Origin of the sequence: Variovorax endophyticus, assembly GCF_025376855.1 — a bacterium.
Lineage (GTDB): Bacteria > Pseudomonadota > Gammaproteobacteria > Burkholderiales > Burkholderiaceae_C > Variovorax.
Genome location: NZ_JAHUTH010000010.1, coordinates 222112 through 243933, shown reverse-complemented (window position 1 = coordinate 243933; position 21822 = coordinate 222112). Strand labels below are relative to the sequence as shown.

The following is a 21822-nucleotide window of genomic DNA, read 5'->3' as shown; positions in this document are numbered from 1 at the left end:
GCCGGTGCCGGTGCCGGCCAGCGCGCGGCGCAATGCCGGCGCCTCGGCCTCGATGTGGGCCCAGAGCCGGCTCGCGACCGGCCCCGGCGAGCGGTCGCGCCGGCGCGCCGCCACCAGTTCCTCGACGCTGCCGGGCAGGTGGCGGCCCGCGATCGAGCGCAGCCGGCCGTCGCGCAGCTCCTCCTCGATCAGGAAGCGCGGCATGTGGCCCCAGCCCAGGCCCAGCAGGATCACTTCCTTCTTCATGAGCTGGTCGGCCACGGTGCACTGGTGCGCGCCCTCGATCAGGAAGTGGTCCTTGGGCGGCGTGTGGCGCGCGGTGTCGCGCATCACGCACTGGGTGTAGGCGCGCATGCTCTCGGGCCCCGGCGCGCGCGGCAGCGGCTCGGCCAGCAGCGCCGGCGCCACCACCGGCACGAAGGGCACCTTGCACAGGTCGATCCACTCGAGTCGCGGATCGCGCTTGTCGATGCCGTGCAGGATCAGGTCGGCCTCGCCGTCGAACAGCCGTTCGGCCGGACCGGCCACCGCCTCGAAGTACAGCGCGAGCCGCGTGCCCGGGCACTGCGCGAAGAAGCGCGCCAGCATCGCCAGCACCTGCGGCCGCGGGCACAGGTCGCCGATCACCACGCGCAGCTCGCTTTCCTCGCCCACCGCGAGCTGGCGCGCATGGCCGCGCAGGCCCTCGAGCTCGCGCAGCAGCGACTGCGCGCGCGCATGGAAGGAGCGCCCGGCCTCGGTGGGCTGCACGCGGTAGCCGCCGCGGTCGAGCAGCACCAGGCCGAGCTGCCGCTCGAGCTTGGCCACGGCCGCGAACACCGCCGGATGCGAGCGATGCAACTGCGTGGCGGCGGCCTGGAAGCCGCCCGCGCGCACCACCGCGTCGAAGCATTGGAGGTCGTGCAGGGTGAAGTCGCTCATGTTCGATTTTCTGACAAGGATTGATCGAACTTTGTAATTTCTTTCGCCAGGGGGCGCAACTACGATTTGACGCACGGTGATCGCCGTTGCAGGGGCCCGAGGCTCCGAAGCCATGCCAAGGAAAGCACGCCATGAGCCACTTCACCCACACCACCACCGCCGGCGACGGCGCCCGCATCGCCTACCGCTTCGATGGCGATGCCGGCAAGCCCGTGCTGCTGCTGTCGAACTCCATCGGCACCACGCTCTCGATGTGGGACGGCGAGGTCGAGGCGCTGGGCCGGCATTTCCACGTGCTGCGCTACGACACGCGCGGCCATGGCGGCTCGGGCGTCACGCCGGGCGCCTATTCGATGGACCGGCTCGGCCGCGACGCGATCGAACTGCTCGACGCGCTGAAGATCGAGCGCGCGCATTTCCTCGGCCTCTCGCTCGGCGGCTTCATCGGCCAGTGGCTGGGCGTGCACGCGCCCGAACGCATCGACCGGCTGGTGCTGGCCAACACCTCCTCGTGGCTCGGCCCGGCCCGTGTGTTCGACGAGCGCATCGTCGGCGTGCTGGCCGCCCCCGACATGAAGGAGACGGCCGAGGGCTTCCTGCGCAACTGGTTCCCCGAGCGGCTGCTGACCGAGAACGGCCCCGTGGTGCAGGCCTTCCGCCAGGTGCTGCTCGAGATCGACCCGCAGGGCCTGGCCGGCGCGCTCGCCGCCGTGCGCGACGCCGACCTGCGCCGGCCCATCGCGCTGATCGAGCGGCCCACGCTGGTGATCGCGGGCGAGTTCGACCCGGTCACGGCCGCGAGCCATGGCGAACTGATCGCGGCCACCGTGCCGGGCGCCCGGCTGCTGACCTTGCCTGCGGTGCACCTGTCGAACGTGGAGTTTCCGAAGGAGTTCGTGGGCGCGGTGGTCGATTTCCTCGAGGGCCGATGAAGGGGAGGCAAAAGGGGGCAGGCGGGGCGCGGACGATCGATTGTTTCCTTCCCGTGAACGCCGCGGTTCCATTTGCCTAGGGTTTTTACCTAGGTTCGAGGCGCACAATTCATCTCACGGACCAGCCGCCGACTCCAAGACAAGTAGAAGGCAGCGACTGATCTGGGTGAACAGGCACTGGCGAGGTGGCCGCCCCCGAAGGGACGGCGCCCCACCCAAGACCGGTTCGAATCATCCAAAGTCAAGTCACAAGAATTGAAGGAATACTCAAAATGAACGCCTCGAAGCTCCTCTCCGCCGTTGCCCTCTCCCTGCTCGCCGCTGCCGGTGCAGCCCATGCAGAAACCTATGAGGGTGTGCATCCCCTGACCTCGGCCGCCAGCCGCGCCGAAGTCGCCGGCCAGGCCGTCATCGCCGCTCGCAGCGCCGATCCCTATGCCGAAGGCGCCAACGCCGGCCCGGCCCAGATGATCGTGTCGCAGACCAGCCGTGCTGCCGTGCGTGCCGAAGCCGTTGCCGCAGCACACAGCGACAACCCCTACGCCGAAGGCGCTTCGTCGGGCGTGGCGCCGCTGGTCGCCAGCACCGTGGACCGCAACGCAGTGCGCGCACAAGCCCGCGCTGCTGCCCGCGGCGACTCGCTGCCGCTGTAATCGGCACCCGGAACTCGGTCGCATCGTGCGGGTCGGCCCCGCGATGAGGCCAGAGGTTCAGCCAACGAAGAAGCCGGCCCTTGCGAAAGCAGGGGCCGGCTTCTTTGTTGGCTCTGCGCCATCGCGCCGATCGACGGCGAAGGAGGTCCGACAGTCAGCCCGCCCGCTCCTCGACCCCATCCACCCGATCCGTATAAAACGCCACATGGTCCTTGATCCCCGCCACCGCGTCATACGGCGACTCGTAGGTCCACACCGCATTGACCGAGCGCTCGCCGCCGGCCGGGATGCTGAAGTAGTTGCATTCGCCCTTGTACGGGCAGTAGGTCGTGTGCGTGCTGCGCCCGAGCAGCGACATGTCGACGTCGGCGCGCGGGATGTACTGCACGGCCGGGTACGAGGCCTCGCGCAAGGTGAGGGCGGCGCGGGTGTCGGCGATGGTGTGGCCGCCGAGCGTCACGACCACGCGCGCGGGGTTGAGCGCGACGGTGATCGGATGGTCGGGGCCGGGGATCTTGATGCTTCGGGGGCTGTTCATGGGGCGGGCTCCTGAGGATGGCCGGCCATCTTGCCGCCGGGCGGGTGGGGCCGCGCCGCCCGCGCGAATCCACCTATCCGCGCCAAGGTCAAGGCGCGGGCCGCGAGCGCGCGCCGCTCAGGCTGCTGTTGCTGTCGCCGCGTTCGCGTAGCGCGCCGCCGGCACGCTGTGCGACAGGTTCGGGCCCAGCGCCTGGCGCGCGGCGTCGAAGCGCTTCCAGTCTTCCACGTCCGGCAGCGAGGGGATGGTGATCAGCTCGCCCGCGTCGAAGCCGGCCAGGGCGCTGTCGACCAGGTCCTCGGCCGACATCACGATCTCCTGCGGCAGGTGCTCCACCGGCACGCCCGCGATGCCCCAGAAATCGGTGCGGGTCGCGCCCGGCAGCACGGCCTGCACCTTCACGCCCTTGGCGCCGAGCTCGTGGTGCAGCGACTGGCTCAGGTTGACCACATAGGCCTTGCTGCCGCTGTAGCTGCCGTTGAGCAGCTCGGGCGAGAGCGCGACGATCGAGGCGATGTTGATCAGCGCGCCGCCGCCGCGCGCGACGAAGCCGGGGGCCACGGCGCGCGTGAGGCGCGTGAGCGCGACCACGTTGAGCTGGATCATGGTGTCGATCTGGTCGGGGTCGGAATCGAGCAGGGTCGCGGTGGCGCCGAGGCCGGCGTTGTTGAGCAGCAGGGTGATGCGTTCGTCGCTGCGCAGCCGCTCCTCGACCCGGCGCAGGTCGGCGGTGGCCGTGAGGTCGGCCGCGAGCACCTCGACGCGGCGGCCGGTCTCCCGCACCAGCCGTTCGGCCAGTGCCTCGAGGCGCTCCTTGTTGCGCGCCACCAGCACGAGGTCGTAGCCGCGGCGCGCGAGGCGCTCGGCGTAGACGGCGCCGATGCCGGTGGAAGCGCCGGTGATCAGCGCGGTGCCCTTGCCGGGGGCGGAGATGGCGATGTCTTGCGAGCTCATGGGAAAGGTCCTTGGATGTCGAAGGGGATGAGGAAAGGTGGTTTGACAGCCAGGAGTTTGGGGCGGACACTGATGTCTCAAATGACATGTTTCCCTTATTTGAAGACATCATGACCCAGCGCATCGGACTCGTCGTCTTTCCCGGTTTCCAGATCCTCGACCTGGTGGCGCTCTCGGTTTTCGAGCTCGCGAACGCCGAGGCGGGGCGCACGGTCTACGAGCTCGAGGTGCTGTCGGAGCACGGCGGCCCGGTGGCCAGCACGGCCGGCGTCACGGTCGATTCGCGCGCCTTCGACCGGCGCCGCTTCGACACGCTGCTGGTCGCGGGCTCGACCACGGTGCCGCCGAGTTCGGGCGGGCTGCTCGATTTCCTGCGCCGCGCGCTGCCGCGCACGCGGCGCCTGGGCAGCATCTGCACCGGCGCCTTCGTGCTGGCCGAGGCCGGCCTGCTCGACGGGCGCCGCGCCACCACGCATTGGCACTTCGCGCGCGAGCTGCAGCGCGGCTTTCCGGCGATCAAGGTGGAGGAGGACGGCATCTTCATCCAGGACGGCCCGGTCTGGACCTCCGCCGGCATGACCGCCTGCATCGACCTCGCGCTCGCGCTGGTCGAGGGCGACCTGGGCCTCGAGCTGTCGCGCTCGGTGGCGCGCAAGCTGGTCATCTACCACCGGCGCGCGGGCGGGCAGTCTCAGTTCTCGGCGCTGCTCGAGCTCGAACCGCGCACCGACCGCATCCAGCAGGCGCTCGACTATGCGAAGAAGAACCTGCACAAGAACCTCTCGGTCGACCAGCTCGCCGAGGTGGCGCACCTGAGCCCGCGCCAGTTCAGCCGCGTCTTCCTGGCCGAAACGGGCCAGTCGCCGGCGCGCGCGATCGAGAAGCTGCGCGTGGAGACCGCGCGCATCCTGATCGAGGAGGGCGGCCAGTCGGTCGACCGCATCGCGGCGCAGACCGGCTTCTCCGATCCCGAGCGCATGCGGCGCGCCTTCCACCGCGCCTTCGGTCAGCCGCCGCAGAGCCTGCGTCGCGCGGCGGCGCGCACGCACGCACCCGCGATGTAGGTCGCGGCATCCGAAGCGCCGCGGCGCGCGTACCTGTTGCCATGACCGCCGTTCGGATCGCCAATTTCGTCGTGTTCCAGCTCGCCTGGTTCGCGGCCGTGCTCGGCGCGGCGCATGGCCATCCGCTGTGGGGCACGGCCTGCATCGCGGCGGCGATCGCCTGGCACCTGTGGGTGTCGGCCCGGCCCGCGCAGGAGGCCCGGCTGGTGGCCATCGCCTGCGCGCTGGGCGTGGTGATCGAGACCGGCCATGCGCTCGGCGGGCTGGTGCGCTACCCCTCGGGGCAGCCGGTCGCGCAGCTCGCGCCGTACTGGATGGTCGCGCTATGGGGCCTGTTCGCGATCGCACTCAACGTCACCCTGCGCTGGCTGCGCCGGCGCTACCTGCTCGCGGCGGTGTTGGGCGCGGTCTGCGGGCCGGCGTCGTTCGTCGCGGGCGTGAAGCTCGGCGCGGCCCAGTTCGTCGACCGGGTGCCGGCGCTCGCGGTGCTCGCCGTCGTCTGGGCCGTGGCGATGCCGCTGCTGGTGTGGCTCGCGCAGCGCTTCGATGGCGTGGGCGAGCCGATGCGCTAGAAGTCGCGCGCGAGTTCGTCGGCCCGCGCCCTGGCGCGCGCGAGGTTCGCGGCCACCGCATCGGGCGGCGCCAGCGTCGGTGCCACGGCCAGCTCCACCACGTCGACGATGCCGAGGAACTCGAGCCAGGTGCGCATGTACGGCTTCTGGAAATCGCGCGCATGCGAGGGCAGGCCTACCGGATAGTCGCTCGCGCTCGAATAGACCAGCGCCGCGCGCTTGCCATGCAGCAGGCCGGTGTAGCCCTCCTGCGCCGACCAGCGCCAGTTCTCGCCCGGCAGGGTCACGACGTCGATGTAGTGCTTCAGCCGGTAGGGCAGTCCGAAGTTCCACATCGGCAGGCTGAACACGTACTTGTCGGCCGCGTTGAACTCCTGCGCGAGGCGCACGGCGCGCTGCCAGTGCAGCCGTTGTTCGTCGGTGGCGGTTTGCGCGCGCAGCACCGCGAACTTGGCATCGATCATGGTGGCGTCGAAGGGCGGCAGGTCGAGCGCCCAGACGTCGAGGGTGCGGATCTCGGCCGTGGGGTCGCGCTCGCGCAGCCGCTGCAGGAAATGCCGTGCCGTGTCGATCGAGCGCGAGCGCCCGCCCGAGGGCGAGGCCTGGATGTGAAGGATCGTCGAAGCCATGCCGCTCAGCCCTCCAGCGTGCGCAGGCCGACGGTACCCGCCACCACCAGCGCGATGCAGGCCATGCGCGGACCCGACAGCGCCTCGCCGAAGGCGAGCACGCCCATCAGCACCACGCCGACCGAGCCGATGCCGGTCCACACCGCATAGGCCGGGCCCAACGGCAGATAGCGCAGCGACCTGGCGAGCAGGAAGATGCTCAGCAACGCGCTCGCCACGCCGACGACCGAGGGCCAGAGCCGGGTCCAGTCCTCCGAGCGCTTGAGCGCCGCGGCCATCGCGATCTCGACCAGGCCGGCCGCGAGCAGTAACAACCATCCCATGATCCGTTCCTCCGTTGTGTGTAGGGTTGATGTGGAAACGGATAATTCCGGCCCAGGCACCAAGCCACAAGTACGCACCTTCTGGTAACCATGGGAATCGCCATGCCCGCATCGAAGAAACCCGCCGCCGTGGCAGAGCCCGCGCCCGCCGACGTCTGGAGCGCCGGCTGCCCCTCGCGCCGCGTGCTCGAGCTCGTCGCCAACAAGTGGGCGCTGCTGATCATTCCGCTGCTGCGCGACGAGCCGCTGCGCAACAACGAACTGCTGCGCCGGGTCGGCGGCATCTCGCAGAAGATGCTCACGCAGACCCTGCGCGATCTCGAGATCAATGGCCTGGTGCTGCGCGAGGACCACCAGACCGTGCCGCCGCACGTCGAGTACCGGCTGAGCCCGCTGGGGCTGTCGCTGAGCCGCACGCTGATCGCGGTCGACCGCTGGGCCGAGGCCAATCACGCGGAGATCGACCGCGCGCGGCAGGCCGCGATCGCCGCGTTCTGAAGTCGCTGTTCAGTCGAGCGTGATGCCCACGCGCTTGATCACGCCGCCCCATTTCTCCGACTCGCTGCGCATCAGCCGCGCGAAGTCCTCGGGCGTGCCCGGCAGCACGTCGCCGCCCGCGCCGGCCAGGCGCTGCGCCACGTCGGGCGCGGCCAGCACCTTCTGCAGCGAGGCATTGAGCCGCTGCACCACAGGCTGCGGCGTGCCCTTGGGCGCGAGGATGCCGAACCAGCCGATGGCCTCGAAGCCCGGGTAGCCCGACTCGGCCACGGTCGGCAGCTCGGGCGCGATCGGCGAGCGAGTGGCGCTCGTGACCGCCAGCGCATGCAATCGGCCGGCCTTCACCAGCGGCATCGAGGTCACCATGGTGTCGAAGGCGAAGCTGACCTGGCCGCCCATGAGGTCGGTCAGCATCGGGCCCGCGCCCTGGTAGGGAATGTTCGAGACCTCGATGCCGGCCTGCGCCTTGAAGGCTTCCACCGCCAGGTGCGTGGTGCTCGCGCGCACGCCCGAGCCGTAGTTGATCTTGCCGGGCGCGGCCTTGGCGGCGGCCACCAGCTCCTTCATGTTCTTCGCCGCGAAGCGCGGATTGGCCACGACCATCAGCGGCGTGCGCGCGGCCGTGCCCACGGGCACCAGGTCGTTGAACACGTCGAAGCGCATGTCCTTGTAGAGGAAGTGGTTCACCACCACCGCGGTGCTGCCCATCAGCAGCGTGTAGCCGTCGGCCGTGCTCTTGGCCACGTAGTCGGCCGCGATGTTCTGCGAGGCGCCGGGCCGGTTCTCGACCAGCACCGGCTGGCGCAGGTCCTGCGCGAGCTTCTCGCCGACGATGCGCGCCGCGAGGTCGGCCGGCCCGCCGGGCGGGAAGCCCACCACGAGGTGGATCGGCTTCGAGGGATAGGCACCCTGCGCGATGGCGCACAGGGGCGCGGCCAGCGCGAGGCCGGCGGCGAGCAGCAGCGCGCGGCGCGGCGAGGAAGGGCGATGGCGGAAAGTCATGGCATGTCTCCAGCAAGAGGGCGTGCGGATGCGCCCTCGGGTTCGTGTTCAGGGGATGTGGCTCGGATGCGCGGTGCCCGGCGAAGGCCAGTGCGCGCGCAGGAAGGGCAGCAGCTCGGCGAGCACCGCCTCGGGCGCTTCTTCCATCATCAGGTGGCCGCAGTCGATCTCGCCGCCACCCACGGGCGTGCCTTCGGCGGTCGCGTCGCGCCAGATGTGGATCGGCGTGCGTTCGGCCGGGAAGCGCCCGCGCTCCCACAGCACATGCACCGGGCAGCGCACGCGCTCGCCGGCGGCACGGCCGTGTTCGTCGTGTTCGAGGTCGATCGACGCGGCGGCGCGGTAGTCCTCGATCATCGCGTGGCGCACGCTCTCGCGCGAGAAGGCGCGCAGGTACTCGGCATGGGCCTCGGGCGTCACCGCGTCGAAGCGCCGCACCATGTTGCGCAGCGTCCAGTCGAGGAAGAAGGCCGGGTCGGCCGCGAGCAGGCGCTCGGGCAGGTCGAAGGGCTGGGCCAGCATGAACCAGTGCCAGCTCTTGAGGCCGAAGTACTTGTTCGCGCGCGCCCACATCTCGACGGTGGGAATCACGGTGATCGAGCCGAAGGCCGCGACGCGTTGCGGATGGTCGAGGCACAGCCGGTGCGCCACGCGCGCGCCGCGGTCGTGGCCGATCACCGCGAAGCGCTCGAAGCCCAGCGCGCGCATCAGCGCCGCCTGGTCGGCCGCCACCGCGCGCTTGCTGTGCGCCGCGTGCAGCGGATCGCCGGGCGGGCCGAGGCTGTCGCCATAGCCGCGCAGGTCGGCCGCCACCACCGTGTAGTGGCGCGCGAGCACCGGCGCCATGCGGTGCCAGGCCGCATGCGTCTGCGGGTAGCCGTGGAGCAGCAGCAGGGGCGGGCCCGAGCCGCCGATCTCCGCGAAGATCCGCGCCTCGCCCACGTCGACGAGGCGCGGCTCGAAGCCGTCGATGAAGGCGCGCGTCATGCCGCCACCTCGAGCCGCTCGGGCGCGATCGCGAGGATCGCGGGTGCGAAGAAGTCGGCCATCAGCCCGAGCTGCCGCTCCATCATGTGGCGGCCCTCGTGCGCGATGCAGCCGCGCTCGCGCGCCACCTGCAGCAGCGGCGTGACGGCCGGCGCCATGATGACCTCGGCCACCCAGAGGCCGGTGCGCAGCGCGCTGGCGGGCACGGGCAGTGGATCGTCCGCGCGCATGCCGACCGGCGTGGCGTTCACCAGCAGTTCGGCCTCGCCGGGCTCGCGGCCGTTCCAGGTGCTGGCCTCGACGCCATGCAATTGCAACTGCCGTGCGAGTGCTTCGGCTTTCGCCGCGTCGATGTCGCACACGCGCACCGAGCGCGCGCCGGCATCGGCGAGTGCGAAGGCAATGGCCGAGGCCGCGCCGCCCGCGCCCGCGATGCAGGCCGCGCGTCCGCGCGGATCGAAGCCAGCGGCGCGCAGTCCCGCCACGAAGCCGGTGCCATCGAGCAGCTCGCCCTGCCAGCCGCCCTGCGCGGTGCGGCGCACCACGTTGGCGGCGTTGGCACGCTCGGCACCGGGCAGCAGGCCATCGCCGAGCAGGTCCGCCACGCGCTGCTTGTGCGGCACGGTGACGATGAAGCCCGCGAGGTTGCGCAGCGTGAGCAGCGCAGGCAGCAGGGCCGCCACGTCGTCGGCGCGCACATGCATCGGCACCAGCACGGCATTGAGGCCCGCCTGCTGCAGCCGGGCCGTGAGCGGCGCGGGCGCCTTCACCTGCGCGACCGGGTCGCCGAGGATGCCGAGCACCGCGGTGCGGCCGTCGAGCCGCAGCGCGGGTTGAAGAGAGACGTTCGTGTCAGTGAAGGGCATGTGCGTGTTCCTGCTGCGGTCGTGCGACGGCATCGAGCCAGCGCCTGGCCGTGGTGTACGCCAGTTCGGCGCGCCTTGCCATGCCGAGGTGATGGCGGCGCACGGCCGAGGGCGCCTCGATCGACAGCACGGCATCGGCCGCCACCGCATCGAGCACATCCGCCAGCGGCAGCGCGCCTTCGCTCGGCAGCAGGCGGTGCGCGCGTGCTTCCTCGCCGGGCGACAGGGCCGGATGGCGCCGCGCGGGTGCATCGCTGAACTGCGCCCAGCTGCGCGCGATTCCCGGCGTGCGCGCGATGCGATCGGCCGTCGCGCCGCTGCGAAAGAAGTGCAGCGTGTCGACCAGCACATGCACGTTCGATCGCCCGGTCTCGCGCACCAGCCGCAGCGCGGCATCGAGCGTGGGCACGGCCGTGTAGACCATGAACTCGAGCCCGAGCGAGAGGCCATGCGCACCCGCGATCTCGCCGAGCGCCGCGAGGTGGGCGGCGGCCCGCGCGTGATCGTCGTCGTCGCCATTCACCACCAGCCAGCGCGCCCCCAGCGACGCCGCCACCGCCAGCATCGGCTCGAAGCGCCGCGCCTCGAAGCCGGCCGACAGCCGCACCACCTCGACGTCGTGCACCTTCACGTCCAGCGCGCTCATCAGCGCGCGCGTCTCGGCCAGCATCGGCGAGCCTTCGTGCATCGGATGCGGCGCCTCGCCCGGCCGGGCCGGATGCAGGCGCAGGCCGACCGAGCGAAAGCCCGCCTCGCCGGCCGCGCGCACCAGCTCGGGCGGCGTGGCGTCGAGCAGGCTCAGGTGCGCGAGCGACAGCGTGCGGCCCACTACAGCGTCCCCTCGAGCACGGCGCCGTCGGCGATCAGCGTGCGGCGCAGTCGTGCGCGGTCCACGTCGCGCACATCGCCGCTCCAGCCGTCGTCGAGCGCGCACAGCGCCGCCGCGGTGCCGGCGGCCTGGCCCATCGCCATGCAGGTGCCCATCACGCGCACCGAGCTCTGCGCCTCGCGCGTGCTCGAGATGCAGCGCCCCGCCACCAGCAGCCGGCGCTGGCCGCGCGGCACCAGGCATTCGTAGGGGATGTCGTAGGAGCCGCCCTCGGCGATGGTCTGGTGCCGGTGGCCGTCGACCGCGAGGATGTCGAGCTCGTGGCCGCCCTTGGCGATGCCGTCGACGCGCTTGCGGCCCTGCATGATGTCGGCCTCGTCGAGCACGTGCTCGCCGAGGATGCGCCGCGTCTCGCGCACGCCGATCTTCGGCGCCACCGCGGCCAGCGCCGCCTGCTCGAAGCCCGGCACGCGCCGGCGCAGGAAGGCCAGGCCCTGCGACACCTGCGCCATCAGCCGCGGCAGCGCCTCGCTCAGCGAGGCCGCGCGCGTGCCGTCCACGCCCGCGAGCTGGGTCGAGTTGATGCTGACCTCCTTGCGCGCGGTCGAGGTCGGCACGATCGCGAGCACCGAGGTCGGGTACATCTCGCCGGCATCGATCGCCTCCTTGAGCAGGCCCTGCGTGCCGCGCAGCAGCACCTTGGGCTGGCCCTGGGCGTACAGCGCCTCGGCGCACTGGCGCGCATCCATGCCCAGGCCCGGGTAGTCGCCGAGGCCGAAGTGCGCGGGGTTGTCGCGCACGAAGCGCAGCAGCGGCTCGGTCTCGACGCCGCACACGCGGTAGACCAGGCTCGGCGGTTGCAGCGCGCCGCTGCCGGGCGCGCCTTTCTCGCTCGGTGCGCCCGCGGCCACGGCCACATCGCCGTCGCCCGAGCAGTCGATCACCACGCGCGCCGCGTACCAGGCCTCGCCGCCCTTGTGCATCAGCCGCACGCGGGTTTCATCGCCATCGGTCTCGATGCCGCAGAAGAAGGCCTGCACGCGAAGGTGCACGCCGGCCTCGGCCACGGCCTGCGTCACGGCGATCTTCATGAGCTCGGTGTCGAAGCACACCAGGTGCAGCGCGCGGTAATCGAACACCGGGCCGATGTAGCCGCCCAGCGGCTTGAGCCGGTCGAGCAGCTCTGTGACCACGCCGCCCACGATCCAGTCGCCGCGCGTCGAGAGGCAGCCGAGCATCGAGATGCCGCTGATCAGCTCGCCGCCGATCATCGGCGCCGATTCGACCAGCAGGGTGCGCGCGCCGCCGCGCGCGGCCGAGATCGCGGCCGCCACGCCGGCGCTGCCGCCGCCGATCACGATCACGTCGAAGCGGTTCTCGCCGGGGATGTCCTGTCTTTGCGTCATGCCTTCTTTCATTGCTTGGGAGCCGGCAGCGCCGGGAAGATCGTTTCCATGCCCATCGCGATCGCGAGCAGCGCGCGGTCGCTGTTCCACAGGCCGTCGATGGCCAGGCCGATCGGCAGGCCCTCGTCGGACAGCGCGATCGGCACCGTCACGCCCGGCAGCACGGCCGTGCTGGTGGGGCCGGTGTTCGCGATGTAGGCGGCCAGCGTGCTGGTGGTGCGGCCGTTGATCGTCACGCTCATCTCGGTGCCGCGGATCGGCAGCGCCGGCGCCAGCGTCACGGGGTAGAGCAGGGCGTCGAGCCGGTTGCTCTCGAACGCGCCGCGCAGCAGCGCCTGCAGCTTCGGCCGCTCGACCTTGAGCGCGGTCTCGTAGGCCTCGCGCGTCGGCGCGCTGGCCGACACGATGCGGTTGCGAAAACCCGCCGCCACGTCGGGGCTCGCGATGTCGGCGACCAACTGGTCGAGGCTCACGCCGGTCTTGTGCTTCGCGAGAAAGGCGGCGATGCCCACGCGCGCTTCGTAGTCGGTGACCGGCGCGACCCTGGCCGCGACCTCGCGCAGCCGCGGGATCTCGATCTCGACGATCTGCGCGCCCGCGCCCTTGAGTTTGTCGAGCGCGGCATCGAAGGCGCGGCGCGTGGCCTCGTCCGCGTTGTCGTAGAAGGCCGCGCGCGCTACGCCCAGGCGCAGGCCCGCGGGCGGCCTGGGCTGCACCTCGCCGCGGCTGCCCGAAAGGATCTCGTCGAGCAGTGCCAGGTCGGCCACGCTGCGCGCCAGCGGGCCGATGGTGTCGCGCGCGGTCGAGACCGGCAGCACGCCTTCGCCCGAATAGCGCCCCGCGGTCGGCCGCAGCCCCACGATGCCGTTGAGCGCGGCCGGGATGCGCACCGAGCCGCCGGTGTCGGTGCCGAGCGCGGCCGGCACGATGCGCGCTCCCACGGCCGCGCCCGAGCCGCCGCTCGAGCCGCCCGCGAAGCGGCTCGGGTCGTAGGCATTGCCCACCGCGCCATAGGCGAAGTTGTTGCCGGTGGCGCCGAAGGCCAGTTCGTGCAGGTTGAGCTTGCCGATCACGATCGCGCCCTCGGCGCGCAGCCGCGCCACGGCCGGCGCGTCCTGCGTCGCCACATAGCCCTGCAGCGCGCGCGTGCCGCCGGTGAAGGGCAGGCCCTTGACGAGGATGTTGTCCTTGATCGCGACCGGCACGCCATGCAGCCGTCCGAGCTTGCGGCCCTGCGCCACGGCGCGGTCGGCCTCGGCGCAGGCGCGGCGCGCGCCGATGCGGTCGATGGTGATGAAGGCATGCAGGTCCTGGTGCAGGTCGGCCGCGCGCAGCGAGCGCTCGACCAGTTCGCAGCTGGTGGTGGTGTGCGCGCGGATCGCGGTGGCGGCCTCGAGCAGCGTGGGCATGGGCGCGGGCTGCGCGTGCGCGACGCCGGCCAGCGCCAGGCATGCGATCGCGGCGGCGGGTTGGAGGATGAGCTTCATGGGAGCAAGAGGAGGTGGGATGAATCAGGCATGCGCATCGAGCAGCCGCGCGATCGTGTCGGCGTGGTCGACCATCGCGTCGTGGCCGCCCTGCACCTCGACGAAGGTCCAGGCCGGGTCGTTGCGCAGCCGTGCCTTGTGCGCGTCGAACACCGGCATGGCGGGCGCCGAGGCCGCGATGTAGAGCCGCTTGCGCGCGGCCGCGCCGGGCGCGGCGCGCAGCGAGATCGGCTGCAGGTAGGTGCCGTTCGGGTGGTCGGTCAGGCGCGCGTCGACCCAGGCGATGTCGGCCGGATTGCCGAGACCGAAGGCCTTGGCCGGCAGCTTGGGCCAGCGCGGATTGCCCGCGCGGTGCGCGGCCTGCAGCTCGGCCTTGCCGGTGGCGTCGAGGTAGTCGAGCATGCGTTCGCCGTCGTGCGGTGCGAAGGCATCGAGGTACACCACCGTATCGATGCGGCGCTCGGCGGCGAGCCGGTCGAGCGCGCCCGTGATCGGGTAGCCGCCATAGCTGTGGCCCACCAGCACCACCTGGCGCAGGTCCTGGCTGCGGATGAAGCCGGTCACGTCGGCGATGTGGGTCTCGAGGTCGATCGCGGTCGAGATCTCGCCGATGCGTTCGCCGACGCCCGCGAGCGTGAGCACGCGCACCTCGTGGCCCCGGGCGCGCAGCAGCGGGGTCAGCCGCTCCCACGACCAGGCGCCATGCCAGGCACCGTGCACCAGCACGAAGGTCTTGCCCGAGGGGCGCGGTGCCGGCGCGGCGCTGCTGCAGCCGGGCAGGGTGGTCGCGGCCGCCGAGGCGACCGTGGCTGCCGCCGCGGCACCGAGCGCGCCGCCGCTTTCGAGGAATCGTCTGCGTTCCATTGGGTTGTCTCCAGGTTCGAAGGTCATGAAAAAAGGGATTCAGCGCAGCGGCGACCAGTCGGCCGGCCGCAGCACCAGGCCGGTGTGCGTGCGTTCGTGCTGCCGCGCGGCGCGGGCCCAGTCGGCCCAGCCGGGCACCGAGTCGGGCCGCGCCTGCAAGGCGGAGAGCGCGGCGAAGTCGTCGAAGGCCCACAGCACCAGCGCCTCGCTGCCGTTGCGCAGCGCGGTCTCGTAGGCGCCGAACAGGCGCGGCGCGCCCGGGCCCTCGATGCGCGCGGCGGCCTCACCGAGCCGCGCGAGGTAGTCGGGTGCGCCGCCGGCCTCGAGCCCGATGGTCTGCTGCAGCACGACCGGCGCGCGCACGCCCCCGGCCAGCAGCCGCGCGCGGTCGATGCTGTAGTCGGCCGCCAGCAGCACGCGGTCGAAGCCGCCCGTGCGCTCGCCGTAGAAGCGCTCGAGCGGCTCGTGGAACAGGTCGGGCGTGGCGTCGAAGTGGCGCCCGAAGCCTTCCCAGCCGCCCTGCATCTCCCAGAAGGTCACGATCTCGGGCCAGCGGCCCGTGAGGAACACCGGCACCCAGGCCGCCATGCAGCCGTTGCTGGCCGAACCGCGCGCATTGCCCTCGGTGCGCACCAGGCGGCCCAGGGTCTCGAGATAGCGGGTGTGGGCGCCGGGCTGGCGCACGGGGTCGAGGATCTCGTGGAAATAGAGGCGCTGCATAAGACGGCGAGGTGTTTCGATGCTTCAACGCGAGGTGGTCTGGAATCGGTGTTTGTTCATGTATATGAACTGTTCCAGAATATAAACACGCAAACCGCGACTGTCAAACACCCGGCGCGTCGATCGGTGGGACGCGGGCCGCGCGCTTCCTAGAATCGGCGCACCTCACAGCACAGGCACCCATGGACGCAGCAGACAGCAAGCCCCCCGAATCGGCCGCCGTGAAGTCGGCGGACCGGGTGCTCGACATCCTCCAGCTCCTCGCGCGCCAGGGCGGGGCGCTGACCCATCACGAGATCGGCATCGCGCTCGGCATCCCCAAGAGCAGCCTCACCCACCTGCTGCGCAACCTGGTGGCGCGCGAGTTCCTCGGCTTCGACGGCGCGCAGAGCACCTATGCGCTGGGCCCGGCCGTGTTCGAGCTGGTGCGCGGCAGCGGCCTGCGCGAGCGGCTGATGGCGCAGGCCCGGCCCATCGTCGACTGGCTCGCGCGCACCGCGGGCGAGGCCACCTCGTTCTCGGTGCTGCGCGGCGACGAGGTCGAGCGCGCCTGCGTGGCCGAGTCGCGCGCGCCGCTGTCCTACCGCATGGCGGTGGGCGACAGCTTCCCGCTCTACTCGACCTCGGCCGGCAAGGCGATCCTCGCGGCCATGCCCGCGGCGCGGCGCCAGGCCTATCTCAAGAACGTGCGGCTGCAGGCCCAGACGCCCGCCACCGCCACCACGCTCGCGGTGCTCAAGCGCCAGCTCGAGGAGGTCGGCGAAAGCGGCATCGCCTATTCGCGCGGCGAGCACACGCCGGGCGTGGTGGGCATCGCCATCGCCATCGATTCGGGCGACCCGGCCGCGCCCGCGGCCTTCAACATCGTGGTGCCCGATGTGCGCTACACACCGGAGTTCGATGCGCGCTGCGTCGAGCTGCTGGGGCAGGCGCGCGAGCGCTTCCACGCGGCGTCGCCCGCGCGCTGACGCACGTCGAGATGGTCATGACCCGTCTTCTCCACCGCATCGCCGCGCTGCTGTGCGCCTGCACCCTGTCGCTGGGTACGCAGGCGCAGGACTGGCCCGTGAAGCCCGTGCGCATCGTCGTGCCCGCGCCCGCGGGCAGCTCGCTCGACCTGATCGCGCGCACCCTGGCCGACCGCCTGCGCACCGCGTGGAAGCAGCCGGTGGTGGTCGAGACCAAGGCCGGCGCCGGCGGACTCATCGGCATGGACGCGGTGGCGAAGGCGCCGCCCGACGGCCATGTGCTGGGCATCGGCTTCAACGGCCCGATCGCCTTCGGCCCCTACATGTACGCGCGCATGCCGTACGCACCGGCGCGCGACCTGCTGCCGATCGTGCTGACCACCTCTCAGCCCAACGTGCTCGCGGTGCAGGCGAGCAACCCGGCGAACACGCTGCCCGAGTTCATCGCCTGGGTGAAGGGGCAGCGCGACCGCTTCAGCTATGCCTCGGTGGGCGCGGGCAGTTCCTCGCACCTCACGATGGAGCTGCTGCGCAGCGTCACGCACATCGAGGCGGTGCACGTGCCCTACGCGGGCTCGCCGCCGGCCGGGCTCTCGCTGGCCTCGGGCGACACGCAGGCGCTGTTCACCGTGGCGCCCGCGCTGCTGCCGCTGATCCAGGGCCAGCGCGTGAAACTGATCGCGATCACCAGCGCGCAGCGCTTCGAGCTCATGAAGGAGCTGCCGACGGTCGCCGAATCGGGCTACCCGGGCTTCGAGTCGCTGGCCTGGAACGGCCTGTTCGCGCCCGCCGGCACGCCGGGCGAGGTGGTGCGCCGCATCAATGCCGACGTCAACGCCGTGCTGCGCGATCCCGCCGTGCGCACGCTGCTCGCCAACCAGGGGCTGGCCGTGGGCGGCGGCTCGCCCGAGGAATTCAGGGCCTTCATCGACAGCGAAGGCCGCAAGTGGGGCGCGATCATCGCCAAGGTCGGCATCCGGCTCGACCAATGATGGCGGCCCCCGATCCGTTTCCCCACCGCATCACGAACAACGAACAAGAGGAGTACCCCATGGCCGAGTTTCCGCAAGACATCTACACCGAACCCGAGCCCGATCCGCACACGCTCGCCAACCTCGGCCCGCTGACCGGCCTGGCCGGCATCTGGATGGGCACCATGGGCCACGACGTGAGCCCGAAGGAGGACGGCCCCGAGGCCGAGGCCTTCATCGAGCATGCCGAGTTCCAGCCGATCGACGCGCAGACCAACGGCCCGCAGATCTTCTACGGCCTGCGCTACCACCTGCGCATCGTGAAGCCCGACGACGTCGAGACCTTCCACGACCAGGTCGGCTACTGGCTCTGGGAGCCCGCCACCGGCGCGCTGGTGCAGACCCTGTCGATCCCGCGCGGCCTCACGGCCATGGCCACCGGCCAGGCCGCGCCCGATGCGCGCAGCTTCCGCCTCGAGGCCGTGCGCGGCGGCGACACAAACGGCATCGTTGCCAACCCCTTCCTCGAGCACGCGTTCAAGACCCTGCGCTACACCATCGACGTGACGCTGCACGACGACGGCAGCTGGTCGTACGAGCAGACCACGCTGCTCGACGTGCGCGGCAAGCCCGAGCCCTTTGCGCACACCGACCGCAACACGCTGCGCAAGATCGGCGAGCCGACGCCGAACCCGACCGCGCAGGCGGCGCTGGCCGAGGCCGCGGGATCGGTGGCTTCGGCGGTCGCTGCTGCCGAAGCAGGGGACACGATGATTCCGATTCCGCCCGCCGACGACAGCGTGAAGCCCGCGGTGCCGGGCGTGCCCGACGCGCTGGCCTAAGCCGTCGGCATCCGCTCGAAGGCCTGCAGCGCGGGATCGAGCGCATCCCATGCCAGCCCGCGCACGCGGTAGGTGAGCACCTGCGGCGCGAAGCGTTCGGGCTCGTCGAGACTGCCCGCATGCACCGCGATCAGCTCGGGCATGCCCGAGAAGCGCACGAACAGCGGGGTGCCGCAGACCGGGCAGAAGGCATGGCGCTTCTGCTGGCCGCTGTCGGCCGCGATCTCCCATTCGCTGGCCGCGCCGGTGATCGCCATGTCGGCGCGCGCCGGAAAGGTCAGGTACGAGCCATGCCCGGTGCCGCTGCGCCGCCGGCAGTCGCTGCACTGGCAATGGTTCTGGAAGATCGGCGCATGCTGCGTGCTGTAGCCGATCGCGCCGCAGGCGCAACCGCCGGTGTAGGGCTGGGTCATGGCGTTTCTCCGGGTGCGCGGCCTCAGGCCGCCTTGGGTTTCGCGAAGACGTCGATGCCCTCGCCGGTCTCGAGCAGCGACTTGAGGCTCGACAGCACGATCGGCCAGCCCTGCTGGATGCCCTTGGCCATGCCGCTGCCGGCCTCGAGCTCGTCGTGCGTGACGGTGAGCCGCACCATGTCCTCGTACGGCACGATGTCGAAGGCCACGCGGCTGTAGGCCTCGGGGTCGGCCGCCTGCGAGGCGCCGGCCCAGGTGATGACCAGCCGCGTCGGCGGCGCGATCTCGACCACCTGGCCCACCAGCTCGACCGGGCGCTCGTCGTTGGCACGCACGTGCTGCCACGGCGAGCCGGGCTTCCAGTCGGAGACGTTCTCGTGGCCCCAGTAGCGCCGCGCGATCTCGGGCCGGGTGATGGCCTCGAACACCTTCGCGGGCGTCGAGCGGATGTAGGTCACGTAGACATAGCTGATCTTCTCTGGCTTCATCGTCACTCTCCTTCGAGTTCCTTCTTGAGGTCGTGCAGCAGCGCGAGCCGCTGATGTTCGAACTTGCGCACCCAACGCTCGTAGACCTCGTGCAGCGGCACCGGGTTGATGAAGTGCAGCTTCTCGCGGCCGCGCCAGACCGTGGTCACCAGGTGGGCCGCCTCGAGCAGCCCGAGGTGCTGCGTGACCGATTGCCGCGCCATGTCCAGGTGCTCGCAGAGTTCGCCGAGCGTCTGCCCGTTGTGGTCGTGCAGCAGATCGAGCAGCTTCCTGCGGGTCGGGTCGCCCAGTGCCTTGAAAACCTTGTCAGCGTCCATGCGTCGTTGTTCGTGCGTGAGCAGATGATATGCAGGCAAATACCTGCATGTCAAGCCGGCCCTTGCCGCGACCGATGGGCGAGGCGTTGCTTCAGGAGAGCGCCGCTTCCACGTCCGCGTGGAACTTCGCCGAGCAGCACTCGGTCGCGCCCAGGTACAGCGAGGCCTGCGCGCCGCTCGCGAGCGTGGACTGCACCGACACGCCGAGCGCGAAGTCCTCGGCCAGCGCACCCCAGTACGAGTCGAGGTTGCGGCGCCAGTGCCGCTGCGCCTTCTCGTTCGCGGGCGGCTCGGGGATCAGCATGGTCGCGATCACGCGCGAGCGCTCGGGGGCCTCGGGCAGCACGGTGAAGGCGTTCGCATGGTCGCCCTCGTGCAGGATGAAGGTGGCCGGAAAGAAGTAGTAGATGACGTTCGAATGCGGCCCGAGCTGCCACTGGTCCTCGGGCAACTCACTCAGCCGCTCGATGCCGCGCTTGGGCAGGAAGAGGCGCTGGTGCGCGCCCTCGTGGTCGGCGATCAGCAGGTTGTCGTGGAACATCTGCGCGATGCTGTCGCGGTGCGCGTACTGGAAGTGATAGGTCTCGAGGTTGGCCTCGAACGGGATCTTCCAGTTGGCGGCGTTCGCGAACTCGCGCTGGTCGAACGGCACCCAGCGGTCGTAGCCCCAGTGGCGCAGGTCGGCGCCGAAGCGGCCGAGCCAGCCTTGCATGTCGATGCGCGTATCGTCCTCGCCGCTGGCCACGCGCGGAATCGCCCAGACGAAACCCAGTGCCTCGGCCACCGGCACGCGCGCGAGCTGGCAGTCGGCAGCCGGCGCATGCGGAAAGTCGGCCTCGCCGGGCCGTCCGCGCAGGCTGCCGTCGAGCCCGTAGGTCCAGCTGTGGTACGGGCACACGAACACGCGCTGGTTCGACGTGCCGGCCGGCCGCAGCCGCGCGCCGCGATGGCGGCAGGCGTTGACGAAGCCGCGCAGCTCGCCCTCGCGCGTGCGCACCAGCAGCAGCGGCATGCCGGCCGCATCGATGGCCAGCGTGTCGCCGGGCCGCGCGAGCGCGGCCGAGGGGCACAGCGCCAGCGGATGGCGGCGGAAGATGCGCTCGACCTCGCGCGCATGGCGCTCGGGGTCGAGGTAGCGCGACACCGGACTCAGCGAGGGTTCGCCGCGCTCGGTGCCGCCGCTGGCGATCAATGCCAGCGCGCGCCGGATCAGCGCCTTCTGTTCGTCATGCTGCATGCGCCTGTGCCATCGATGCGGCCTCCACGGGTGGGGGCTTCATTGTGGCCAGCGGTGGGCAGTTCGGCTTGTCTCAACTGGTCGAGGCCTCGTCGAATCCCTCGAAGCGCGCGAAGTCCTCGACCGTTCGCCGCGGCATCGCCATCCGGTTGACCTCGGCCGACGGCTCGCCCCAGCCCATCGACATGCCGCAGGCCGTGACCTCCTCGGGTGGCATGCCCAGCCGCGCCGCGATCAACGCATGGAAGGGCGCGAACGACACCTGCGGGCAGGTGTCGATGCCGCGCGCCTTGGCCGCGATCATCACGTTCTGCACGAACAGGCCGAGATCGAGCCAGCTGTGGCGCGCGAGCCGCGCATCGATGCCGAAGATCAGCCCGACCGGCGCGCCGAAGAAGCCGTAGTTGCGCCGCGTCTGCCGCGCGCGGGCCGCGGCGTCCGCGCGGTCGATGCCCAGCGCGCCGTAATAGCACGCCGCGAAGGCCGACTGGTGCTCGCAGAAGGGGCCGGGCAGCGGATCGGGAAAGTGCGAAGGCGCCTCGAAATCGCCCGCCACGAAGGCCGCGTCGAGCGCATCGCCGAGCGCCTTCAGCGGCGCGCCGGCCAGCACGTGCACGCGCCAGGGCTGGGTGTTCGAATTGCTCGGCGCCGTGGCCGCCACCTGCAGGATCTCGCGCACCAGCGCCTGCGGCAGCGGCCGCGGCGCATAGGCGCGCACCGAGCGGCGCGCGCGCAGCACCGCGTCGACATGGCGTGCGCTGTCGGTGGGAGCGTCGGCCCGCTGCATCGCTCAGTCCCGCGGGGCCGGGTGGTAGGCGATGCGCCCCGCCGGCAGGAAGAACAGCGCGATCACCGCGCCGCCGCGCGCCTCGGGATAGTGATGGCTGCCCGGCGCGGGCGCGGTCCAGCCGGCTTCGCACCAGCCGTTGGGCCCGTTGAGCGCGGCGCCTTCGTTCAACGGCACCACCATGTTGAACTCGCCGTAGGGATGGGCGTGGTACTGGCCGCGGTAGGCGTGGCCCGGGTTGCCCTGCGTGTTGCCGGTGCTGTCCATGTAGACGGCCGTGATGCTGAAGCCCAGCGTGCGCTCCGAGGGCTCGGCGATGCGGCTGCGGCGGTAGATGGGCCCGTCGAGCTCGACGTTGGCGGCCCAGCCGTCGCGCACGCCTTGCTTCACCAGCCGCGCGAGCGACTGGTAGAGCGCGCTGTCGGGGCCATGGGTGCGGTTGAGCCACTGCTCGACCTCGGTGCCCGTGGTCATGTCCTTGATCTCCTCGAGGAAGGGAAGGCTTCGCTCGATCAGTTCCTCGCGGTCGGTGTGCGTCGTGCTCATGTCTTTGC

At 71.3% G+C, this 21822-nt stretch carries 25 protein-coding genes and 2 pseudogenes; 8 read left to right on the top strand and 19 right to left on the bottom strand.

The genetic code is table 11. From position 1 onward, the window contains the following. Positions 1-18: 18 nt before the first annotated feature. Positions 19-921 (bottom strand): annotated as a pseudogene (locus KV106_RS15940) (LysR family transcriptional regulator); the annotation flags it as partial. Between the two features lie 131 nt (positions 922-1052). Here KV106_RS15940 and KV106_RS15935 point away from each other — a divergent pair. Both KV106_RS15935 and KV106_RS15930 read left to right on the top strand, forming a co-directional pair. Next, complete coding sequence (locus KV106_RS15935; protein ID WP_261211025.1) at positions 1053-1853, top strand: alpha/beta fold hydrolase; 801 nt, start codon at positions 1053-1055, stop codon at positions 1851-1853. 272 nt (positions 1854-2125) lie between these two features. Continuing rightward, entirely contained in the window at positions 2126-2506 is a 381-nt protein-coding gene (locus tag KV106_RS15930) for a helicase SNF2 (protein ID WP_261211024.1), read from the top strand. 154 nt (positions 2507-2660) lie between these two features. Here KV106_RS15930 and KV106_RS15925 read toward each other — a convergent pair whose 3' ends face one another. Continuing rightward, positions 2661-3044 (bottom strand): DUF427 domain-containing protein, encoded by a 384-nt coding sequence (locus KV106_RS15925; protein WP_261211023.1) that lies wholly within the window; start codon positions 3042-3044, stop codon positions 2661-2663. 117 nt (positions 3045-3161) lie between these two features. After that, entirely contained in the window at positions 3162-3998 is an 837-nt protein-coding gene (locus KV106_RS15920) for an SDR family NAD(P)-dependent oxidoreductase (RefSeq protein WP_261211022.1), read from the bottom strand. Positions 3999-4108: 110 nt separating this feature from the next. Here KV106_RS15920 and KV106_RS15915 point away from each other — a divergent pair, with 110 nt between their 5' ends. Together KV106_RS15915 and KV106_RS15910 are read left to right on the top strand one after the other, a co-directional pair. After that, positions 4109-5062 (top strand): GlxA family transcriptional regulator, encoded by a 954-nt coding sequence (locus KV106_RS15915; RefSeq protein WP_261211021.1) that lies wholly within the window; start codon positions 4109-4111, stop codon positions 5060-5062. Positions 5063-5103: 41 nt separating this feature from the next. Next, positions 5104-5634: a DUF2878 domain-containing protein gene (locus KV106_RS15910; RefSeq protein ID WP_261211020.1), complete on the top strand. Its 531-nt coding sequence runs from the start codon at positions 5104-5106 to the stop codon at positions 5632-5634. Here KV106_RS15910 and KV106_RS15905 read toward each other — a convergent pair. After that, positions 5631-6263 carry an FMN-dependent NADH-azoreductase gene (locus tag KV106_RS15905; protein ID WP_261211019.1) on the bottom strand — a complete coding sequence of 211 codons (633 nt, stop codon included), beginning with the start codon at positions 6261-6263 and terminating at the stop codon, positions 5631-5633. The genes KV106_RS15910 and KV106_RS15905 overlap by 4 nt on opposite strands. Before the next feature lie 5 nt (positions 6264-6268). Further along, complete coding sequence (locus tag KV106_RS15900; RefSeq protein WP_057596317.1) at positions 6269-6586, bottom strand: DMT family transporter; 318 nt, start codon at positions 6584-6586, stop codon at positions 6269-6271. 102 nt (positions 6587-6688) lie between these two features. Here KV106_RS15900 and KV106_RS15895 point away from each other — a divergent pair, with 102 nt between their 5' ends. Next, on the top strand, positions 6689-7084 hold the full coding sequence (locus KV106_RS15895; protein ID WP_057596318.1) for a winged helix-turn-helix transcriptional regulator: 396 nt from the start codon (positions 6689-6691) through the stop codon (positions 7082-7084). A gap of 9 nt (positions 7085-7093) precedes the next feature. On the opposite strand, the gene KV106_RS15890 is transcribed toward KV106_RS15895, so the two are convergent. The 8 genes from KV106_RS15890 to KV106_RS15855 are packed head-to-tail and all read right to left on the bottom strand — an operon-like array spanning position 7094 to position 15245. After that, positions 7094-8086, bottom strand: a complete 993-nt coding sequence (locus KV106_RS15890) for a tripartite tricarboxylate transporter substrate binding protein (protein WP_261211018.1) — start codon at positions 8084-8086, stop codon at positions 7094-7096. 48 nt (positions 8087-8134) lie between these two features. Continuing rightward, entirely contained in the window at positions 8135-9073 is a 939-nt protein-coding gene (locus KV106_RS15885) for an alpha/beta fold hydrolase (protein WP_261211017.1), read from the bottom strand. Further along, on the bottom strand, positions 9070-9939 hold the full coding sequence (locus KV106_RS15880; RefSeq protein WP_261211016.1) for a shikimate dehydrogenase family protein: 870 nt from the start codon (positions 9937-9939) through the stop codon (positions 9070-9072). The genes KV106_RS15885 and KV106_RS15880 overlap by 4 nt, the downstream gene beginning before the upstream one ends. Beyond that, positions 9926-10768, bottom strand: a complete 843-nt coding sequence (locus KV106_RS15875; protein WP_261211015.1) for a sugar phosphate isomerase/epimerase family protein — start codon at positions 10766-10768, stop codon at positions 9926-9928. Before KV106_RS15875 ends, KV106_RS15880 begins: the two co-directional genes overlap by 14 nt. Next, a complete protein-coding gene (locus KV106_RS15870; RefSeq protein ID WP_261211014.1) occupies positions 10768-12174 on the bottom strand; it encodes an FAD-dependent oxidoreductase in 1407 nt (468 codons plus the stop codon). The genes KV106_RS15875 and KV106_RS15870 overlap by 1 nt, the downstream gene beginning before the upstream one ends. Before the next feature lie 8 nt (positions 12175-12182). Next, positions 12183-13661, bottom strand: a complete 1479-nt coding sequence (iaaH, locus tag KV106_RS15865) for an indoleacetamide hydrolase (RefSeq protein WP_261211013.1) — start codon at positions 13659-13661, stop codon at positions 12183-12185. Positions 13662-13685: 24 nt separating this feature from the next. Beyond that, the gene (locus KV106_RS15860; RefSeq protein WP_261211012.1) at positions 13686-14525 is read right to left on the bottom strand and encodes an alpha/beta hydrolase; all 840 of its coding nucleotides are present in this window, start codon (positions 14523-14525) and stop codon (positions 13686-13688) included. A gap of 39 nt (positions 14526-14564) precedes the next feature. Beyond that, positions 14565-15245 carry an NIPSNAP family protein gene (locus tag KV106_RS15855; protein WP_261211011.1) on the bottom strand — a complete coding sequence of 227 codons (681 nt, stop codon included), beginning with the start codon at positions 15243-15245 and terminating at the stop codon, positions 14565-14567. A gap of 182 nt (positions 15246-15427) precedes the next feature. Between KV106_RS15855 and KV106_RS15850 the strand changes: the two genes are divergently transcribed. The 3 genes and pseudogenes from KV106_RS15850 to KV106_RS15840 all read left to right on the top strand — a co-directional run. Then, positions 15428-16213 carry an IclR family transcriptional regulator gene (locus KV106_RS15850; protein ID WP_057596327.1) on the top strand — a complete coding sequence of 262 codons (786 nt, stop codon included), beginning with the start codon at positions 15428-15430 and terminating at the stop codon, positions 16211-16213. 17 nt (positions 16214-16230) lie between these two features. Continuing rightward, positions 16231-17205 carry a Bug family tripartite tricarboxylate transporter substrate binding protein gene (locus KV106_RS15845; RefSeq protein WP_261211010.1) on the top strand — a complete coding sequence of 325 codons (975 nt, stop codon included), beginning with the start codon at positions 16231-16233 and terminating at the stop codon, positions 17203-17205. A gap of 59 nt (positions 17206-17264) precedes the next feature. Further along, positions 17265-17897 (top strand): annotated as a pseudogene (locus tag KV106_RS15840) (FABP family protein); the annotation flags it as partial. Positions 17898-18022: 125 nt separating this feature from the next. Here KV106_RS15840 and KV106_RS15835 read toward each other — a convergent pair. The 6 genes from KV106_RS15835 to KV106_RS15810 all read right to left on the bottom strand — a co-directional run bounded on the left by KV106_RS15835 (position 18023) and on the right by KV106_RS15810 (position 21814). Continuing rightward, positions 18023-18439 carry a GFA family protein gene (locus KV106_RS15835; protein WP_261211008.1) on the bottom strand — a complete coding sequence of 139 codons (417 nt, stop codon included), beginning with the start codon at positions 18437-18439 and terminating at the stop codon, positions 18023-18025. A gap of 23 nt (positions 18440-18462) precedes the next feature. Next, on the bottom strand, positions 18463-18927 hold the full coding sequence (locus KV106_RS15830; RefSeq protein WP_261211007.1) for an SRPBCC family protein: 465 nt from the start codon (positions 18925-18927) through the stop codon (positions 18463-18465). A gap of 2 nt (positions 18928-18929) precedes the next feature. Then, positions 18930-19244 carry an ArsR/SmtB family transcription factor gene (locus KV106_RS15825; protein WP_261211006.1) on the bottom strand — a complete coding sequence of 105 codons (315 nt, stop codon included), beginning with the start codon at positions 19242-19244 and terminating at the stop codon, positions 18930-18932. 91 nt (positions 19245-19335) lie between these two features. Continuing rightward, on the bottom strand, positions 19336-20481 hold the full coding sequence (locus KV106_RS15820) for an aromatic ring-hydroxylating oxygenase subunit alpha (protein WP_261211005.1): 1146 nt from the start codon (positions 20479-20481) through the stop codon (positions 19336-19338). A 73-nt stretch (positions 20482-20554) separates the two neighbouring features. Continuing rightward, positions 20555-21268, bottom strand: a complete 714-nt coding sequence (locus KV106_RS15815) for a nitroreductase (protein WP_261211004.1) — start codon at positions 21266-21268, stop codon at positions 20555-20557. A 3-nt stretch (positions 21269-21271) separates the two neighbouring features. Beyond that, positions 21272-21814, bottom strand: coding sequence for a 4-hydroxylaminobenzoate lyase (locus tag KV106_RS15810; RefSeq protein ID WP_057596333.1), 543 nt, complete (start codon positions 21812-21814; stop codon positions 21272-21274). Positions 21815-21822 lie beyond the last annotated feature (8 nt).

Excerpts from the sequence above, each read along its gene's own strand:
- KV106_RS15935 (WP_261211025.1), top strand. The coding sequence starts at position 1,053 with ATGAGCCACTTCACCCACACCACCACCGCCGGCGACGGCGCCCGCATC.
- KV106_RS15930 (WP_261211024.1), top strand. The coding sequence starts at position 2,126 with ATGAACGCCTCGAAGCTCCTCTCCGCCGTTGCCCTCTCCCTGCTCGCC.
- KV106_RS15925 (WP_261211023.1), bottom strand. The coding sequence starts at position 3,044 with ATGAACAGCCCCCGAAGCATCAAGATCCCCGGCCCCGACCATCCGATC.
- KV106_RS15920 (WP_261211022.1), bottom strand. The coding sequence starts at position 3,998 with ATGAGCTCGCAAGACATCGCCATCTCCGCCCCCGGCAAGGGCACCGCG.
- KV106_RS15915 (WP_261211021.1), top strand. The coding sequence starts at position 4,109 with ATGACCCAGCGCATCGGACTCGTCGTCTTTCCCGGTTTCCAGATCCTC.
- KV106_RS15910 (WP_261211020.1), top strand. The coding sequence starts at position 5,104 with ATGACCGCCGTTCGGATCGCCAATTTCGTCGTGTTCCAGCTCGCCTGG.
- KV106_RS15905 (WP_261211019.1), bottom strand. The coding sequence starts at position 6,263 with ATGGCTTCGACGATCCTTCACATCCAGGCCTCGCCCTCGGGCGGGCGC.
- KV106_RS15900 (WP_057596317.1), bottom strand. The coding sequence starts at position 6,586 with ATGGGATGGTTGTTACTGCTCGCGGCCGGCCTGGTCGAGATCGCGATG.
- KV106_RS15895 (WP_057596318.1), top strand. The coding sequence starts at position 6,689 with ATGCCCGCATCGAAGAAACCCGCCGCCGTGGCAGAGCCCGCGCCCGCC.
- KV106_RS15890 (WP_261211018.1), bottom strand. The coding sequence starts at position 8,086 with ATGACTTTCCGCCATCGCCCTTCCTCGCCGCGCCGCGCGCTGCTGCTC.
- KV106_RS15885 (WP_261211017.1), bottom strand. The coding sequence starts at position 9,073 with ATGACGCGCGCCTTCATCGACGGCTTCGAGCCGCGCCTCGTCGACGTG.
- KV106_RS15880 (WP_261211016.1), bottom strand. The coding sequence starts at position 9,939 with ATGCCCTTCACTGACACGAACGTCTCTCTTCAACCCGCGCTGCGGCTC.
- KV106_RS15870 (WP_261211014.1), bottom strand. The coding sequence starts at position 12,174 with ATGACGCAAAGACAGGACATCCCCGGCGAGAACCGCTTCGACGTGATC.
- iaaH (WP_261211013.1), bottom strand. The coding sequence starts at position 13,661 with ATGAAGCTCATCCTCCAACCCGCCGCCGCGATCGCATGCCTGGCGCTG.
- KV106_RS15860 (WP_261211012.1), bottom strand. The coding sequence starts at position 14,525 with ATGGAACGCAGACGATTCCTCGAAAGCGGCGGCGCGCTCGGTGCCGCG.
- KV106_RS15855 (WP_261211011.1), bottom strand. The coding sequence starts at position 15,245 with ATGCAGCGCCTCTATTTCCACGAGATCCTCGACCCCGTGCGCCAGCCC.
- KV106_RS15850 (WP_057596327.1), top strand. The coding sequence starts at position 15,428 with ATGGACGCAGCAGACAGCAAGCCCCCCGAATCGGCCGCCGTGAAGTCG.
- KV106_RS15845 (WP_261211010.1), top strand. The coding sequence starts at position 16,231 with ATGACCCGTCTTCTCCACCGCATCGCCGCGCTGCTGTGCGCCTGCACC.
- KV106_RS15835 (WP_261211008.1), bottom strand. The coding sequence starts at position 18,439 with ATGACCCAGCCCTACACCGGCGGTTGCGCCTGCGGCGCGATCGGCTAC.
- KV106_RS15830 (WP_261211007.1), bottom strand. The coding sequence starts at position 18,927 with ATGAAGCCAGAGAAGATCAGCTATGTCTACGTGACCTACATCCGCTCG.
- KV106_RS15825 (WP_261211006.1), bottom strand. The coding sequence starts at position 19,244 with ATGGACGCTGACAAGGTTTTCAAGGCACTGGGCGACCCGACCCGCAGG.
- KV106_RS15820 (WP_261211005.1), bottom strand. The coding sequence starts at position 20,481 with ATGCAGCATGACGAACAGAAGGCGCTGATCCGGCGCGCGCTGGCATTG.
- KV106_RS15815 (WP_261211004.1), bottom strand. The coding sequence starts at position 21,268 with ATGCAGCGGGCCGACGCTCCCACCGACAGCGCACGCCATGTCGACGCG.
- KV106_RS15810 (WP_057596333.1), bottom strand. The coding sequence starts at position 21,814 with ATGAGCACGACGCACACCGACCGCGAGGAACTGATCGAGCGAAGCCTT.